Genomic DNA, 14,386 nt, shown 5'->3' on the forward strand with positions numbered 1-14,386 from the left:
CTGGCGACAGCTCGGCCCGCTGCTCGAGCAGCTCGCAGGCGCCGAGCACCACCATCAGCGGCGTGCGCAGTTCATGGCTGACATCGGCGGTGAACAGCCGCTCACGCTCCAGGATCTGGCGCAGCTGGCCGAGGGTGCTGTCGAACGCAGCGGCCAGATGGCCGACCTCGTCATCGGGATACTGCAGTGCCAGCGGCGGCGCCAGCGGATGCAGCTGGTCGCGGTGGCGCACCTGGTTGGCCAGGCGGCTGACCGGTGCCAATACCCGGTTGGCCATCAGCCGCCCCAGCGCCCAGGCACCCAACACGCTGAGCAGAAAGCCGGCCAGCACGACGTTGAACAGCGCATCCTCACGGGCCTCGAACTCGTGCTGCTCCTGCACCAGCACGTAGCGCTCAGCGCCGACCTTGCGCACATAGACGTAGTAGGCATCGTCCTCGGTGAACCCCTCGCCGAGCCCGGCAAACGCCTTTGGCATCGGGTGCTCGGGCAGATGCGCGGCGAAGAAGTGGGTGCTGGTGTCCAGCTGCGGTGTCCGTCCGTTTGGCAGGTCCTCGTTGAGCACGATGTCCAGGTCGCGACTCAGCTCCTCGGTGACCAGCTGCTCCTCGATGAAGTGCACCACCCCGACGATGCCGAGGGCGAACGCCCCACTCACCACCAGCGTCATCAGCGTGAAGGCGATGACGATCCGCCGCGCCAGCGGCTGCTTAGCGAGCATCGCAGTCCTCCGCCAGGCGGAAGCCAAGGCCGTGCACGGTATGCAGCAACGGCTTGGCGAACGGCTTGTCGAGCACCTGGCGCAACTGGTGGATATGGCTGCGCAACGCATCGCTGTCCGGCACGTGATCACCCCAGACGGCATCTTCCAGCGCTTCGCGGCGCACCACCGCCGGGCTGCGCTGCATGAGGATCGCCAGCAGCTTGTGGCCGATAGGGTTGAGGCGAATCGGCTGGCCACCACGACTGGCCTCTAGGGTGTCCAGGTCGTAGCAGAGATCGGCCACCTGCAGCTGCCGGCGACGCGATCCCTGGCAGCGACGCAGGATCGCCTCGATACGGGCAACCAGCTCGGACAGCGCGAAGGGCTTGATCAGATAGTCATCGGCACCGGCCTGCAGCCCCTTGATGCGGTCAGGCAGCGCATCGCGGGCGGTGAGCATGATGATCGGCGTATCGCGCCCGGCATCGTCGCGCAGGCGCTTGCACACCTGCAGCCCGTCGATGCCCGGCAGCATCAGGTCCAGCACAATCAGGTCGTAGTCCTGGGTGGCGGCCAGGTGCAGGCCGCTGAGGCCATCCTGCGCGCAGTCGACAACGTAGCCCTTGAGCTCGAGGTAATCCAGCACGTTGGCGAGAATGTCACGGTTGTCTTCGATGACCAGGATGCGCATCGCTGGGGTACTCGGTAGAGGTTTCGGAACGGCAGACGCTGCTTATTACGCCTGCGCGCCGCGCAGAGCATAGCCGAGACGATGTGAAAAAAACGTCGCCTAGGCAGCCCCGCATTTAGCCCTGTGCGGCTTAAGACTGCCTTAAGTTTGCGCCCCAACAATCCGGCCCAGGCTTCTAACCGAGGTTCCCCGATGGAACTGCCCTGGGTCGATCACACCGATGTACTGGCACGCATTGGCCGCGAGCCGTCGCTCTGCCTGCAACTGGCGCAGGCCGATGCAGGCGAGCGGCGCACAGCGCTGGAAGACTTCATCCGCCAGCGTTTCGCCGAGCACTATCAGGCGCAGGTGCGTCATTTCATGCCCTGCCTGCTCGGCCTGCATGGCGACAATGGCGAGGTGCATGGCGCGGTCGGCCTGCGCAGCGCCCGGCGCCGGCCGCTGTTTCTCGAACGCTATCTGGACGAGCCCATCGAGCAGGCCGTGAGCCAGCGCCATGGGCGTACGGTGCCGCGCGAGGAGATCGTCGAGGTCGGCAACCTCGCCGCCTTCGGCAATGCCTCGGCGCGCCTGCTGATCGTCGCGCTGACCGATCTGCTGGTCGCCCAGGGCTTTCGCTGGGTGGTGTTCACCGGCACGCCGGCACTGCTTAACAGCTTCCAGCGCCTGGCGCTCGATCCGCTGCCGCTGGGTCTGGCCGATCCGGCGCGCATGGGCGAGGAGCTGGCCGACTGGGGCAGCTACTACGCCTGCCGGCCGCAGCTGATGGCCGGCGAGATCCTGCCAGGCCACCAGCGCCTGCTGCAGCTCGGCCTCTATGCGCGGCTCGGCTATCAGCCGCTGTTCGACACCGCGGAGGCGCCCCATGCAGCCTGCAGCTGAACGCTTCTGGACGGCACTCGACCAGCACGCCGGCATCGCGCTGAGCGAAGGGCCGCGCCAACTGAGCTACGCCGAACTGCGCCATGAGGTGGCCGCGCGCGCCAGCCATCTGCAACAGCTCGGCGTGCAGCGCGTCGCCCTGGCGCTGGATAACGGTCTGGAGTGGGCGCTGTGGGACCTGGCCCTGCTGCGCGCCGGGCTGGTCTGCGTGCCGCTGCCGGCATTCTTTTCCGCGGCGCAGCAGGAGCACGTGCTGCAGCACGCCGGCACCGACTGTCTGATCGGCACCGCCAGCCCGCTCAGCGAGCGCTGCGGCTTCCAGCAGACCGCCACTGGCCTGCTGCAGCGCCAGCCGGATGCCGTCACGCCGGTGCCGCCTGGCACGCTGAAGATCACCTATACCTCCGGCACCACCGGCCAGCCCAAGGGCGTCTGCCTGGATGCCGAGGCGCAACTGGCGGTGGCCGAGAGCCTGCGGCAGGCCAGCCTGCCGTGCGACGTGCGCCAGCACCTGTGCGTGCTGCCGCTGGCGACGCTGCTGGAGAACATCGCCGGGCTCTATGCGCCGCTGCTGGCCGGCGCACGGGTCGAGCTGCGCCCGCTGGCGGAGATCGGTTTCAGCGGTGCGGCGGGCTTCGAGCTGCAACGTTTGCTGGTCACGCTGCAGACAAGCCAGCCGCACAGCCTGATCCTGCTGCCGCAGCTGTTGCTGGCTCTGGTCAGCGCCGCCGAGCAGGGCGTGCCGATGCCGACCTCGCTGCGCTTTATCGCGGTCGGTGGCGGCCGCGTCGCGCCGCAGCTGTTGGAGCGCGCCGAGCGGCTCGGCCTACCGGTGTTCGAGGGCTACGGCCTGTCCGAGTGCGCCTCGGTGGTCTGCCTGAACACACCCGAGGCACGGCGCATCGGCACGGTCGGCCGGCCGCTGGCGCACGTCGAACTGCGCTTGGCCGACGATGGCGAGGTACTGGTGCGCGGCCCGCATATGCTCGGCTACCTCGGCGAACCGCCGCAGGTCGGCGAGTGGCTGCCGACCGGCGACCTCGGCCACTTCGAGGATGGCTTCCTGATCCTGCACGGGCGCAAGAAGCACCAGTTCGTCACCGCCTACGGGCGCAACGTCAACCCGGAATGGGTGGAGGCCGAGCTGGTGCAGCAGGCAGCCATCGCTCAGGCCTGGCTGCATGGCGAGGCACTGGCACAGAACGCCGCCGTGCTGGTGCCCAGACGCGGCGATTGCAGCGATGCCGAGCTGCGGGCGGCAGTCGAGCGGGTCAACGCCGGCTTGCCGGACTACGCCCGCGTGCACCACTGGCTGCGCGCCGCCGAGCCCTTCACCGCCAGCAACGGTCTGGTCACCGCCAACGGCCGGCTGCGTCGCAACGCCCTCTTCAACCATTACCAATCGGCGATCAACGCCCTTCCGTCCTGACTTTCGAGGTTCATCATGGATTTCTTCGACCAGTTGCAACACCAGACCAATACCGAGCGCGAATACCTGCTCCGCGCACCGATCATCCACGCTGCGCTCGCCGGCACCGCGACCCGCGCGCAGTACATCGCCTTCCTGAGTCAGGCCTACCACCACGTCAAGCACACCGTGCCGCTGTTGATGGCTTGCGGCGCACGCCTGCCGGAGCGGCTGGAGTGGCTGCGCGAGGCGATCGCCGAATACATCGAGGAGGAAATCGGCCATCAGGAATGGATCCTCAACGACATCCGCGCCTGTGGCGGCGATGCCGAGGCGGTGCGCCACGGCCAGCCGGCACTGCCCACTGAGCTGATGGTCGCCTACGTCTACGACCGCATCGCGCGGCACAATCCGGCGAGTTTCTTCGGCATGGTCAACGTGCTGGAAGGCACCAGCATCGCGCTGGCGACCCAGGCCGCCGGCGTGCTGCAGGACAAACTTCAGCTGCCGGCCAAGGCGTTCAGCTACCTGACCTCCCACGGCAGCCTGGACCTGGAGCACATCGAGTTCTTCAAGAAGCTGATGAACCGCCTCGAAAACGATGCCGACAAGGCCGCCGTGGTGCACACCGCGCGCGTCGTCTACCGCCTCTACGGCGACATCTTCCGCAGCCTGAGCGCGCCGGAGCACGACCATGCAACTGCGTGACGCGCGCATCCTGCTGACCGGCGCCAGCGGCGGCATCGGCCAGGTGCTGGTCGAGCGGCTCTGCGCGAACGGCGCACGGCTGTTACTGGTGGGACGCGACAGTCTTGCCCTGGAAGCGCTGGCGCGCCGCTATCCGGGGCAGGTCAACTTGGTCTGCGCCGACCTCACCCAGCGCAGTGGCCGGCATACGGTGCTCGATGCCGCGCGGCGTTTCGGCGGCCTCAACTGCGTGATCAATGCCGCCGGGATCAACCAGTTCAGCCTGCTCGAACAGCAGGACGAGGATGCCATCGCCCGCCTGATCGGCGTCAACGTCACCGCCACGCTGCAGCTGACCCACCTGCTGCTGCCGCTACTACGCCAGCAGCCGCAGGCGCTGCTGGTCAATCTCGGCTCGACCTTCGGCTCCATCGGCTACCCGGGTTTCACCGCCTACTGCGCCAGCAAGTTCGCCCTGCGCGGCTTTTCCGAGGCGCTGCGCCGCGAGCTGGCCGACAGTCACGTCAAGGTGCTCTACATCGCCCCGCGCGCGACCCGCACGGCAATGAACAGCGCCGACGTGGTGGCAATGAACGATGCGCTGAAGGTGGAGATGGACGATCCGCAAGAAGTCGCACGGCAGATCGTCCATGCCATCGCCGCCGAGCGAGAGGAGCTTTACCTCGGCTGGCCGGAAAAACTCTTCGTGCGCCTCAACAGCCTGCTGCCGCGGCTGGTCGACCAGGCCCTGCGCAAACAGTTGCCGGTGATCAAGCACTTCGCCGGCGCCGAACAGCCGCAGCCGCCCACACCCCAGCCCAACTCAACCGGAGAACACCCATGAAGCGTCTGCTCGGCCTTTGCGCACTGATGCTGGCCCTGGCCAGCCAACCCTCCTTCGCCCTCAGTCCGGCCGGCGAATCGTCGCTGCGCCAGATCCAGGCGCGCTGGGCGGAAATCAACTACCAGCTGCCGGCGGCGCAGCGCGAAGCGGCCTTCGCCCGGCTCGCCTCGGAGGCCGAAAGCGCGGTGGTCGGCGAACCGCAGGCCGCCGAGCTGCATATCTGGCACGGCATCGTGCTCAGCACCTGGGCCGGCGCCAAGGGCGGGCTCGGCGCGCTAGGCCTGGTCAAGCAAGCTAAAGTCGAACTGGAAAAAGCCATCGAACTTGAGCCACAGGCGCTGGATGGCTCGGCCTACACCAGCCTCGCCAGCCTCTACTACCAGGTGCCCGGCTGGCCGATCGGCTTCGGTGACGAGGACAAGGCCGAGGCGCTGTTCAAGCAGGCGCTGGCGCTGAACCCGAACGGCATCGACCCAAACTACTTCCACGGTGATTTCCTGCTGCGTAAGAAACGCTACGGGGAAGCGCGCGCGGCGCTGGAAAAGGCCCTTGCCGCGCCCGACCGCGCGGGTCGTGAAGTCGCCGATGCCGGTCGCCGCGACGAAGCCCGCGCGCTGCTCGCGCAGGTCAAGGAAAAGCTGGAATAACCGGGTGCGGCGGCGTTGAATGCACAGCAATGCCGCGAACCCTTCAGGACGACAGGAACGACATGCGCATTCTGCTGGTGGAAGACGATCGCGCCCTCGGCGAGGGCATCCGCACCGCACTCAAGCCCGAGGGCTACACGGTGGACTGGCTGCAGGACGGCGCCAGCGCGCTGCATGCGCTGAGCCACGAGAGCTTCGAGCTGGCCATCCTCGACCTCGGTCTGCCGCGTATGGACGGTCTGGAAGTGCTCAAGCGCCTGCGCGCCAGCGCCAACCCGATCCCGGTATTGGTACTCACCGCGCGCGATGCCACCAGCGACCGCATCGCCGGGCTGGATGCCGGCGCCGACGACTACCTGGTCAAGCCGTTCGACGTCGCCGAACTCAAGGCCCGCCTGCGCGCTCTGCTCCGGCGCAGCTTCAATCGCCCTGAACCGGTACTGGAGTACCGCGGCATCCTGCTCGACCCGGTCAATCAGCAGGTCAGCTACCAGGGCACCCCGATCAACCTGCCGCGCAAGGAGTTCGTGCTGCTGCATGAGCTGATTGCCCAGCCTGGCCGCGTACTGACCCGTGATCGGCTGCAACAAGTGCTTTACGGCTGGGACGAGGAAGTCGAGAGCAACGCGCTGGAGGTGCATATCCATCACCTGCGCAAGAAATTCTTCCCCGAACTGATCCGCACCGTGCGTGGGGTCGGCTATCTGGCGGACAAATGCTGAGGCGCTCTATCCGCAACCGCACCCTGGTGCTGGTGCTCGGCATCCTGCTGCTGTCGCTGAGCCTGATCTCCTGGCGCAGTTATCGCGACGCCCGCCACGAGATCGAGGAGCTGTTCGACGCCCAACTGGCGCACAGTGCTCGACTGGTGCAGGGGCTGGTGATGCGCGACATGAATCCGCAGGCCCGCAATGCGCTGCAGCAGGCGCTGGACGCCGCGGTGAATGCGCGGCGCGATCAGGGCGTGCCGGGGCACGACTACGAAACCAAGCTGGGCTTTCAGGTCTACGCAACGGATGGCAGCAGCCTGTTGCAGTCGGCCGGCGCGCCGCACGGCGCCTTGCAGCGGTTGGCCGGCGCCGACTCCGCCTCACCCTTCAGCCATCTGAGCGGGGGCTATCACGACGTGCAGCTCGACGGCCATGCCTGGCGGCTGTTCCTGCTGCACGACCGCGAGGACGATCTGTGGATTCTGCTCAGCGAGCGCGGCGACGTACGCGGCGAGCTGGTCGGCAAGATCGCCCGGCGCAGCCTGCTGCCCGACCTCATCGGCCTGCCGCTGCTGGCACTGCTGATCTGGCTGGCGGTGGGCTGGGGTCTGCGCCCGCTGGCGCACATGGCACAGCTGTTGAAGAGTCGCGATCCGGACAACCTCGCGCCGCTGCTGCTGGCGCCGCTGCCGCAGGAGTTGGAGCCGGTGGCCGCCTCGCTGAATCGCCTGCTGCAGCAGGTCAATCAGCTGGTCGAGCGGGAAAAACGCTTCATCGCCGACGCCGCCCATGAGCTGCGCACGCCCCTGGCCGTACTGCGCATCCATGCGCAGAACGCGCAACAGGCCCAGCAGCCGGAGGACCGTGAAGCCGCGCTGCAGCAACTGCTGACCGGCGTCGATCGCACCACCCGCGTGGTCACCCAGCTGCTCACGCTCGCTCGCCTGGAACCCAATGCACAGCCGCGGCATCCACAGCAGCTGGACCTGCTGCCGCTGTGCCGCGAATGCCTCGCCGAGCTGACGCCCCTGGCCCTGGCGCGCGATCAGGAACTGACGCTGGAAGCTGACGACGTGGCCGATCACCGGCTTCCCGGCGATGCCGCAGCGCTCGCCACGCTGCTGCAGAATCTGGTCGGCAATGCCCTGCAGTACACGCCGGACGGAGGGCAGATTCAGGTCAGCCTCCAGACCATGGAAAACGGCGTCAGCCTGCGCGTGGATGACGGCGGTCCGGGCGTGCCGGCAGCGCAGCGCGACAAACTGTTCGAGCGCTTCTACCGCCAGGGCGACGGCCAGGGCGCGGGGCTAGGCCTTGCCATCGTCGCACGCATCGCCGAACTGCACGGCGCGACCATCGAACTGGCGGACTCACCGCTCGGCGGGCTGCAGGTCGCCGTGCACCTGCCCCGCCAGCCACATCACTAGCCCAGACCGACCCGCGGCGAGCTGCCGCGACCGCCCGCCGCAGGCGCAACGGGCATTCGCTAAGGTTCGCTTAAGGCTGGCGCCCTAGACTGCCGACATTCCCCTACTCGGAGTGTGTGAAATGACTGCATCGAACCCTCTGGCACGCTACGGTCGCCTGAGCATTGCCCTGCACTGGCTGATGCTGCTGTTGATCGCAGCCGTCTACGCCACCATCGAACTCAAGGGCAATTTCGCCAAGGGCAGTGAACCGCGCGAACTGCTCAAACACTGGCATTTCATGCTCGGCCTGACGGTGTTTGCACTGGTCTGGCTGCGCTTGGTTGCGCGCTGGCTGCATCCCGCACCCAAAGCGGTCGCCGGGGCCGGCTGGGAACGCGCGCTGGCCAAGCTGATGCACCTGGCGCTGTACGGACTGATGATTGGCCTGCCACTGCTCGGCTGGCTGACCCTGAGCGCGGCGGACAAGCCGATTCCCTTCTTCGGCCTTGAGCTGCCGGCGCTGATCGGCGCCAACAAGGAGCTGGCCGGCGAGTTCAAGGAGCTGCATGAAACACTGGCGGTGGCCGGCTACTGGCTGATCGGCCTGCACGCGGCGGCGGCCTTGTTCCACCAATACGTGCGCCGCGACGGCACCCTGTTGCGCATGCTGCCGCAGCGCCACCAGGCCTGAGGCGCAGACATGGGTCAGCCGAGCAGTTCGCTGAACGGCAGATACTCCACCGTCTCACCCTCTTCCAGCGTGCGGTTGCGCTCGACGATGGCCAGGCCTTCGGCCCAGCTCGCTGAGGTCAGCATCGCCGAGCCCTGGCGCGGATGCAGGCACACGCGCATCTCGCCATCGGCCTGCTCCAGCCGCGCGCGCAGGTACTGGCGGCGGTTGTTCGGCTTGCGCCAGGCGAAGCCCGCAGTCAGGCGCAGCGGCTTGGGCAGCACCTCGGTGCAACCCTGGGCACTGAGCAGGAACGGCCGCGCCACCACCAGCGAGGTGATCAGCGCCGCAGCCGGATTACCGGGCAGGCCGATCCACGGCTTGCCATTGACCTCGCCAAAGGCCAGCGGCTTGCCCGGCTGGATCGCCAGGCGCCACATGTGCAACTCGCCCAGCTCGCGAATGGCCTGCTTGAGATGGTCCTCCTCGCCGACCGAGACGCCGCCGGAGGTGATCAGCATGTCCCATTCGGAGGCGGCCAGCGCCAGGGCGTCACGGCTGGCGGCCAGTTCGTCGACGAGAATCTCGTAGTCGTGCACTTCCATTCCGAGGCTGCGCAGCACGCTGAGCAGGCAGTAGCGGTTGGAGTTGTAGATCTGCCCCGGTGCCAGCGGCTCGCCGGGTTCACGCAGTTCGTTGCCGCTGGAAAGCAGACCGATACGCAGGCGTCGATAGACCGCCACGCGGGCGACGCCGAAGCTTGCCAGCAGACCGATCTCCTGCGGGCGCAGGCGCTTGCCGGCCTGCAGCACCGGCGCGCCGGCCTGCAGTTCCTCGCCCTGACGACGCACATGGGCGCCCTGGGTAACGCCGGGGAAATGCACGCGATCGGCCTCGATCTTGCAATCCTCCTGCGCCACCACGGTGTCGGCACCCGGCGGCAGCGGCGCGCCGGTGAAGATGCGCACGGCGTGGCCGGCAGGCAGTTGCTGGTCGGCGGCATCACCGGCAGCGATGCGCCCGGCGAGTGGGAGCCAGCCGCCTGCAGCCGGCAGGTCGGCGGCGCGCAGGGCGTAGCCGTCCATTGCGCTGTTGTCCCAGGCCGGCACCGGGAAGGGTGCGTAGAGCGATTCGGCCAGTACCCGGCCAAGGGCATCGGACAGCGCGACGTGTTCCACCGGCGGCAGCGCCGGCACCCGTGCCAGCAGCTCGGCGATAGCCTCGTCGACCGGCTTCAGGCCACTGGTGTCGCAGCCACAGGCGCTCATGAGCGGGGCCCGCAGTATTCGACTGCGCTGGCCTTGAGGTGCGGTACGAAGTTGCAGGGCTTGGTGCGGCTGTCCAGCTGCTCGACAAGGATCTTGTTCCAGGCGGTGCGGCAGGCATTGGTCGAGCCGGGCAGGCAGCAGACCAGGGTGCCGTTGCTCATGCCGGCCAGCGCGCGGGACTGCACGGTGGAGGTGCCGATCTCGCCCAGCGAAACGTAGCGGAACAGCTCGCCGAAGCCGTCGACATCTTTGTCCAGCAGCGGCTGTACCGCCTGCGGAGTGTTGTCGCGGGCGGTGAAACCGGTACCCCCGGTGATCAGCACCACCTGCACGTTTTCGCTGGCGATCCAGCTGCAGACGCGGGCGCGGATCTGCCAGACGTCGTCCTTGACGATGGCCCGCTCGGCCAGGGTGTGGCCGGCGCTCTGCAGGCCGTCGATCAGCGCCTGGCCGGAGGTATCGGAATCGATGTTGCGGGTATCGCTCACCGTGAGCACCGCAATGCTCAGGGGCTGGAATTCGCTGTTGGACAGGTGAGCCATGGCTCGAAACTCCCTTGAAGATGTGTGCGCAGGCTGCACCCGTGCCGTGCGCGAACCCATTCCCCATTGGAGGTATGTCCGCGCGGCGTGGGTGCCATGAGGTCTGACAACGCTGCAGGCAATTGCGCGACCTGGCTCTGCGACAAGGCCCGGCTGTGGCAGCTGGGCATATGGGTCAAACCGGCGATGCCGGTCGATGGTAGCGAATTAGACGGTTGACTCGTAGCCCATGCCGGCGCCCGCCTCAACCGCCACTGGCATTCATGAAGCGCAACACCTGGACCTCGCCGCTGCTGGAGAATTCATGGCGCAGCGGTTTGCGCTGCAGCGCAGCGTGGATGGCGTCGATCACCGGCTGGTCGCTGGTCGGATGGCGGCGCAGCAGCGCACGCAGGTCGATGGAGTTCTCGTGGCCGAGGCACAGCAGCAGGCGCCCTTCCACCGTCAGCCGCACGCGGTTGCAGGTGGCGCAAAAGTTGTGGGAATGCGGTGAAATGAAGCCAATGCGCGTCTGCGGATGCTCAGGCAGGCGCACGTAACGCGCCGGGCCGCCACTCTGCTCGGCCGAATCGATCAGCGCATGGCGCTCAGCGATCAGCGCCTTGACCTCGTCACTGGAGCAGAAACTCTCGCCGCGCGAACGACCGACGTCGCCCAGCGGCATTTCCTCGATGAAGCTCAGGTCCAGCCCACCGGCGATGGCGAAGTCCACCAGGTCGGCGACTTCCTCGGCGTTGCGGCCCTTCATTACCACGGCATTGAGCTTGATCCGCTCGAAGCCGGCATCGCGCGCCGCGTCGATCCCGTCGAGCACCTGCTGCAGCTGACCGGTGCGGGTGATGGCGTGGAATTTGGCGGCATCCAGGCTATCCAGGCTGATGTTCAGCCGCTTGACCCCGGCGCGCGCCAGCGGTGCTGCAAGCTTGACCAGCTGCGAGCCATTGGTGGTCATCACCAGTTCGCGCAGGCCGGGCAAGGCCGCGATGCGCTCGCAGAGACCGACGATGCCCTGGCGTACCAGCGGCTCGCCACCGGTGAGGCGAATCTTCTTCACCCCCAGGCCGACGAAGATGCGCGCGATGCGCTCCAACTCCTCCAGACCGAGCACCTGCTGGCGCGGCAGGAAGGTCATGTCCTCGGCCATGCAGTAGACGCAGCGGAAGTCGCAACGGTCGGTCACCGACATGCGCAGGTAGTCGATCTGGCGGTTGTGGGCATCGCGTAGATGAGTCATCGATAACACCTCTGAAGCTTCGTAGGGTGGATGACGTTTGTCATCCACCATGGCCCGCGCGGTGGATGGGTGAAGCATCATCCACGCGACGTAGAGCCAAGCCGCCGTTATTGCATCAGTGGCGTTTCGGCGCCCTGCATGAGGATGCCTTCGATGTTCGCCGCACCCACCAGGTTCTGCAGGTACTGGCTGACGCCAATCTGCCAGACACGCTGGTTGAGCTCGGCACGAATCGAACCGGCGACCACCTCGTAGGGCAGTTGCTCGCCTTCGATGCGCTGGTCGACGAACACCAGGTGGTAGCCGTAGCGGCTCTCCAGCGGTTGCTGGCACAGGCCTACCGGCAGACGGAACAGCTGGCGCTCGAACTCCGGCACCGTCTGGCCCTTGCTGATCTGGCCCAGCGCACCGCCCTGTGCTTTCGACGGGCAGGCCGAATGCTGCAGCGCCAGCTCGGCGAAGCGTTGCGGGGCGGCCTGCAGTTGGCCGATCAACTGCAGCGCCTGTTCGCGAGCCAGGCTGCGCGCCTCGGCATCATCCGCCGGGCAGGCCAGCAGAATGTGCCGCGCGGCCAGCAACGGCGCGCTGAAGAAGCGCTGCTGATTGCCGCTGTAGTACTGCCGGCAGGCCGCCTCGTCGGCCAGCGGCAGCGGCACTTCCTGCTCGATCAGCGTGCGGGTGGCCGCCTCTTCCTCGCTTTCGCCCGCCTCGGCGCGCACCACCAGCCCCAGTTCACCAATGCGCTGCTGCAGCAGCTCGCGCAGCACCAGCGCCTGGGTCGCCAGGTAGACGGCCTCTTCGCGGCTTTCCGCCGGGTGGTACTGCAACTCCTGGGCGATGGCCTGGGCGGCGATCGCCACCCCATTGACCCGCACCCGCGGCCATTCCTGCTCGCTGCTGGCGATCAGCAATGATTCAGCGGACGCCTGTTCGAAAGCCGGCTCGCTGCCTTCCTCGTGCGGCAGCTCCTCGAACAGAGGGGCATCTACCGGCACTTCGATTTCCGGACGCGCGCCGCCACCGCAGCCGCCGCTTCCACCGGTGCTTCCACCACATCCACAACCCATGACGATTACCTCGATAAGACGCTTGAACCTTCGATCCGATCGGCCAGGACGGCTGACGCACGGGGCGTCAGCCGGCGAGGGTCATACCGGGGCCTTGCTCTTTGCCGTGGCAGGCACAGCGGTCGGCACTGCGGTTTCGCGGGCCGGGGCTTCGTAGGTGCGCGGGCGCTGCGGGCGCGGCATGCTCGGCTTGACGCCCTTCTGCCGGACGATCTGGTAGCGCCGGCCCAGGTACCACACCGGGGCACTGACGATGTGCACCAGACGGGTGAAGGGGAACAGCACGAACAGGGTCATACCGAGAAACACGTGCAGCTTGTAGATGACGCTGACCGACTCGATGGCGCCTGCGGCCTTGACCGGCTGCAGGGTGACCAGGCTCTGCGCCCAAGTACCCAGCAGCACCATCACCGAACCGTCCAGGTGACCGGTGGAGGCGACGATGGTCAGCAGACCCAGCACCAGCTGCGCCAGCAGCACGAAGAGGATCATCACATCGCTGGTGTTGGAGGTGGCGCGCACGCGCGCATCGGTCAGCCGGCGATGAATCAGCATCACCAGGCCGATCAGGCAGAGGATGCCGAAGAAGCCGCCGGAGACCATCGCCACGACCTGTTTCTGGCCGCTGGTGATGAAGTGGTGGTACAGCGCCTCGGGCATCAGCAGGCCGACGAAGTGACCGGCCAGGATAAAGATGATGCCGACGTGGAACAGGTTGCTCGCCAGGCGCATGCGGTTGTTCGACAGCATCTGGCTCGAGCCGGCCTTCCAGCTGTACTGGGACAGGTCGAAACGTGCCCAGCTGCCGATCAGGCAGATGGCCAGGGCGATGTAGGGGTAGACCCCGAACAGCAGGAAATTGAAGTTAGACATTGCGCACCTCCTGGGCGAGCGCGGCGGCCTGCCCGTCATGCTTGAAATCGGTCCAGTGCAGCGGCACCGGGCTTTCCTCGCGAGCCTTGCCCGGCCCGCTCGGCATGGATGGGCAGCGATCCTGCTGCTCGGCCTGGAGGAAGTTGACCTGTTCCTCCTCCCAGATCTTGTCCAGCGCTTCCAGCGAGTCGTCGCGCTCCTCGGCGGCGACCTGCTCCTGCAGGCCGGCCAGGGTTTCCTGCACCGGCTCGCCGGCGATCTGCAGCAGCGCACGGAAGCACGCGGCATGCGGGCTTTCGCGTTCCTGCAGACGCGCCGCCAGCAGGGCCAGCAGGTGCGACACGTCGGCCAGCCCCTCGCGGGCCTCGAGGTCGTCGCGGGTGGCGAGGTACTCGAGGTACAGCGGGATGTAGTCCGGCAGCTCGCGTACGCCGATGTCGAAACCGGCCTCGGTGTATTGCGCCATCAGATCGACCATGGCCTGACCGCGGTCGCGGGACTCGCCATGTACGTGCTCGAACAGGAGCAGCGACAGCGAACGGCCGCGGTCGAACAGGTCGGTGTAGCGCTCCTGCACGTCCATCAGGTCGTCTTCGGTCAGCTCGTCAAGCAGGCGGCGCAGCGCGATGCGCTGCTCCGGGCTGATCTCGCGGGCCGAGCCGATGGCCTGGGCCAGTTCGGCATGGCCGTCGCGCAGGTGCTGGTCGGGGTAGTCCAGCAGCAGGGATATCACTTTAAGGATGCGCATGGC

The 14,386-nt window shown here is 67.2% G+C and carries 16 protein-coding genes; 8 read left to right on the plus strand and 8 right to left on the minus strand.

Features of this window, described 5'->3' with window-relative positions; all coding sequences use genetic code 11:
* A partial coding sequence (locus LO50_RS10340; protein WP_044314927.1) for a histidine kinase dimerization/phospho-acceptor domain-containing protein occupies positions 1 to 721 on the minus strand: 721 nt, incomplete at its 3' end.
* Positions 711 to 1,394, minus strand: coding sequence for a response regulator transcription factor (locus LO50_RS10345; RefSeq protein WP_003302056.1), 684 nt, complete (start codon positions 1,392 to 1,394; stop codon positions 711 to 713). The genes LO50_RS10340 and LO50_RS10345, both read right to left, overlap by 11 nt.
* Positions 1,395 to 1,586: 192 nt before the next feature.
* Here LO50_RS10345 and LO50_RS10350 point away from each other — a divergent pair, with 192 nt between their 5' ends.
* From LO50_RS10350 to LO50_RS10385, 8 genes are all read left to right on the plus strand, one after another.
* Positions 1,587 to 2,276 (plus strand): thermostable hemolysin, encoded by a 690-nt coding sequence (locus LO50_RS10350; protein ID WP_044314928.1) that lies wholly within the window; start codon positions 1,587 to 1,589, stop codon positions 2,274 to 2,276.
* Positions 2,260 to 3,705 (plus strand): AMP-binding protein, encoded by a 1,446-nt coding sequence (locus LO50_RS10355; RefSeq protein WP_044314929.1) that lies wholly within the window; start codon positions 2,260 to 2,262, stop codon positions 3,703 to 3,705. The genes LO50_RS10350 and LO50_RS10355 overlap by 17 nt, the downstream gene beginning before the upstream one ends.
* A 15-nt stretch (positions 3,706 to 3,720) precedes the next feature.
* The gene (locus LO50_RS10360; protein WP_044314930.1) at positions 3,721 to 4,392 is read left to right on the plus strand and encodes an iron-containing redox enzyme family protein; all 672 of its coding nucleotides are present in this window, start codon (positions 3,721 to 3,723) and stop codon (positions 4,390 to 4,392) included.
* Positions 4,379 to 5,215, plus strand: a complete 837-nt coding sequence (locus LO50_RS10365) for an SDR family oxidoreductase (RefSeq protein WP_044314931.1) — start codon at positions 4,379 to 4,381, stop codon at positions 5,213 to 5,215. The genes LO50_RS10360 and LO50_RS10365 overlap by 14 nt, the downstream gene beginning before the upstream one ends.
* Positions 5,212 to 5,862, plus strand: a complete 651-nt coding sequence (locus LO50_RS10370) for a tetratricopeptide repeat protein (protein WP_044314932.1) — start codon at positions 5,212 to 5,214, stop codon at positions 5,860 to 5,862. The genes LO50_RS10365 and LO50_RS10370 overlap by 4 nt, the downstream gene beginning before the upstream one ends.
* Positions 5,863 to 5,924: 62 nt before the next feature.
* Entirely contained in the window at positions 5,925 to 6,584 is a 660-nt protein-coding gene (locus LO50_RS10375; protein WP_044314933.1) for a response regulator, read from the plus strand.
* The gene (locus LO50_RS10380) at positions 6,578 to 7,999 is read left to right on the plus strand and encodes an ATP-binding protein (protein ID WP_044314934.1); all 1,422 of its coding nucleotides are present in this window, start codon (positions 6,578 to 6,580) and stop codon (positions 7,997 to 7,999) included. Before LO50_RS10375 ends, LO50_RS10380 begins: the two co-directional genes overlap by 7 nt.
* Positions 8,000 to 8,120: 121 nt before the next feature.
* The gene (locus LO50_RS10385; protein WP_023445707.1) at positions 8,121 to 8,672 is read left to right on the plus strand and encodes a cytochrome b; all 552 of its coding nucleotides are present in this window, start codon (positions 8,121 to 8,123) and stop codon (positions 8,670 to 8,672) included.
* Positions 8,673 to 8,686: 14 nt separating this feature from the next.
* Here the strand turns inward: LO50_RS10385 and LO50_RS10390 are convergent, their stop codons facing one another.
* From LO50_RS10390 to narJ, 6 genes are all read right to left on the minus strand, one after another.
* Positions 8,687 to 9,919: a molybdopterin molybdotransferase MoeA gene (locus LO50_RS10390; protein WP_044314935.1), complete on the minus strand. Its 1,233-nt coding sequence runs from the start codon at positions 9,917 to 9,919 to the stop codon at positions 8,687 to 8,689.
* Positions 9,916 to 10,461, minus strand: coding sequence for a molybdenum cofactor biosynthesis protein B (gene moaB / locus LO50_RS10395; protein WP_003281653.1), 546 nt, complete (start codon positions 10,459 to 10,461; stop codon positions 9,916 to 9,918). The genes LO50_RS10390 and moaB overlap by 4 nt, the downstream gene beginning before the upstream one ends.
* 244 nt (positions 10,462 to 10,705) lie before the next feature.
* On the minus strand, positions 10,706 to 11,695 hold the full coding sequence (gene moaA, locus LO50_RS10400) for a GTP 3',8-cyclase MoaA (protein WP_044314936.1): 990 nt from the start codon (positions 11,693 to 11,695) through the stop codon (positions 10,706 to 10,708).
* Positions 11,696 to 11,802: 107 nt separating this feature from the next.
* A complete protein-coding gene (locus tag LO50_RS10405; protein ID WP_044314937.1) occupies positions 11,803 to 12,762 on the minus strand; it encodes a peptidylprolyl isomerase in 960 nt (319 codons plus the stop codon).
* An 81-nt stretch (positions 12,763 to 12,843) separates the two neighbouring features.
* A complete protein-coding gene (narI, locus tag LO50_RS10410; RefSeq protein WP_044314938.1) occupies positions 12,844 to 13,635 on the minus strand; it encodes a respiratory nitrate reductase subunit gamma in 792 nt (263 codons plus the stop codon).
* The gene (narJ, locus tag LO50_RS10415; RefSeq protein WP_003281659.1) at positions 13,628 to 14,383 is read right to left on the minus strand and encodes a nitrate reductase molybdenum cofactor assembly chaperone; all 756 of its coding nucleotides are present in this window, start codon (positions 14,381 to 14,383) and stop codon (positions 13,628 to 13,630) included. Before narJ ends, narI begins: the two co-directional genes overlap by 8 nt.
* Positions 14,384 to 14,386: the final 3 nt, after the last annotated feature.

It is taken from the genome of Stutzerimonas stutzeri (genome assembly GCF_000935215.1).
Lineage (GTDB): Bacteria > Pseudomonadota > Gammaproteobacteria > Pseudomonadales > Pseudomonadaceae > Stutzerimonas.

Coding starts and splice junctions, on each gene's coding strand:
- LO50_RS10345 (WP_003302056.1), bottom strand. CDS start 1,394: ATGCGCATCCTGGTCATCGAAGACAACCGTGACATTCTCGCCAACGTG.
- LO50_RS10350 (WP_044314928.1), top strand. CDS start 1,587: ATGGAACTGCCCTGGGTCGATCACACCGATGTACTGGCACGCATTGGC.
- LO50_RS10355 (WP_044314929.1), top strand. CDS start 2,260: ATGCAGCCTGCAGCTGAACGCTTCTGGACGGCACTCGACCAGCACGCC.
- LO50_RS10360 (WP_044314930.1), top strand. CDS start 3,721: ATGGATTTCTTCGACCAGTTGCAACACCAGACCAATACCGAGCGCGAA.
- LO50_RS10365 (WP_044314931.1), top strand. CDS start 4,379: ATGCAACTGCGTGACGCGCGCATCCTGCTGACCGGCGCCAGCGGCGGC.
- LO50_RS10370 (WP_044314932.1), top strand. CDS start 5,212: ATGAAGCGTCTGCTCGGCCTTTGCGCACTGATGCTGGCCCTGGCCAGC.
- LO50_RS10375 (WP_044314933.1), top strand. CDS start 5,925: ATGCGCATTCTGCTGGTGGAAGACGATCGCGCCCTCGGCGAGGGCATC.
- LO50_RS10380 (WP_044314934.1), top strand. CDS start 6,578: ATGCTGAGGCGCTCTATCCGCAACCGCACCCTGGTGCTGGTGCTCGGC.
- LO50_RS10385 (WP_023445707.1), top strand. CDS start 8,121: ATGACTGCATCGAACCCTCTGGCACGCTACGGTCGCCTGAGCATTGCC.
- LO50_RS10390 (WP_044314935.1), bottom strand. CDS start 9,919: ATGAGCGCCTGTGGCTGCGACACCAGTGGCCTGAAGCCGGTCGACGAG.
- moaB (WP_003281653.1), bottom strand. CDS start 10,461: ATGGCTCACCTGTCCAACAGCGAATTCCAGCCCCTGAGCATTGCGGTG.
- moaA (WP_044314936.1), bottom strand. CDS start 11,695: ATGACTCATCTACGCGATGCCCACAACCGCCAGATCGACTACCTGCGC.
- LO50_RS10405 (WP_044314937.1), bottom strand. CDS start 12,762: ATGGGTTGTGGATGTGGTGGAAGCACCGGTGGAAGCGGCGGCTGCGGT.
- narI (WP_044314938.1), bottom strand. CDS start 13,635: ATGTCTAACTTCAATTTCCTGCTGTTCGGGGTCTACCCCTACATCGCC.
- narJ (WP_003281659.1), bottom strand. CDS start 14,383: ATGCGCATCCTTAAAGTGATATCCCTGCTGCTGGACTACCCCGACCAG.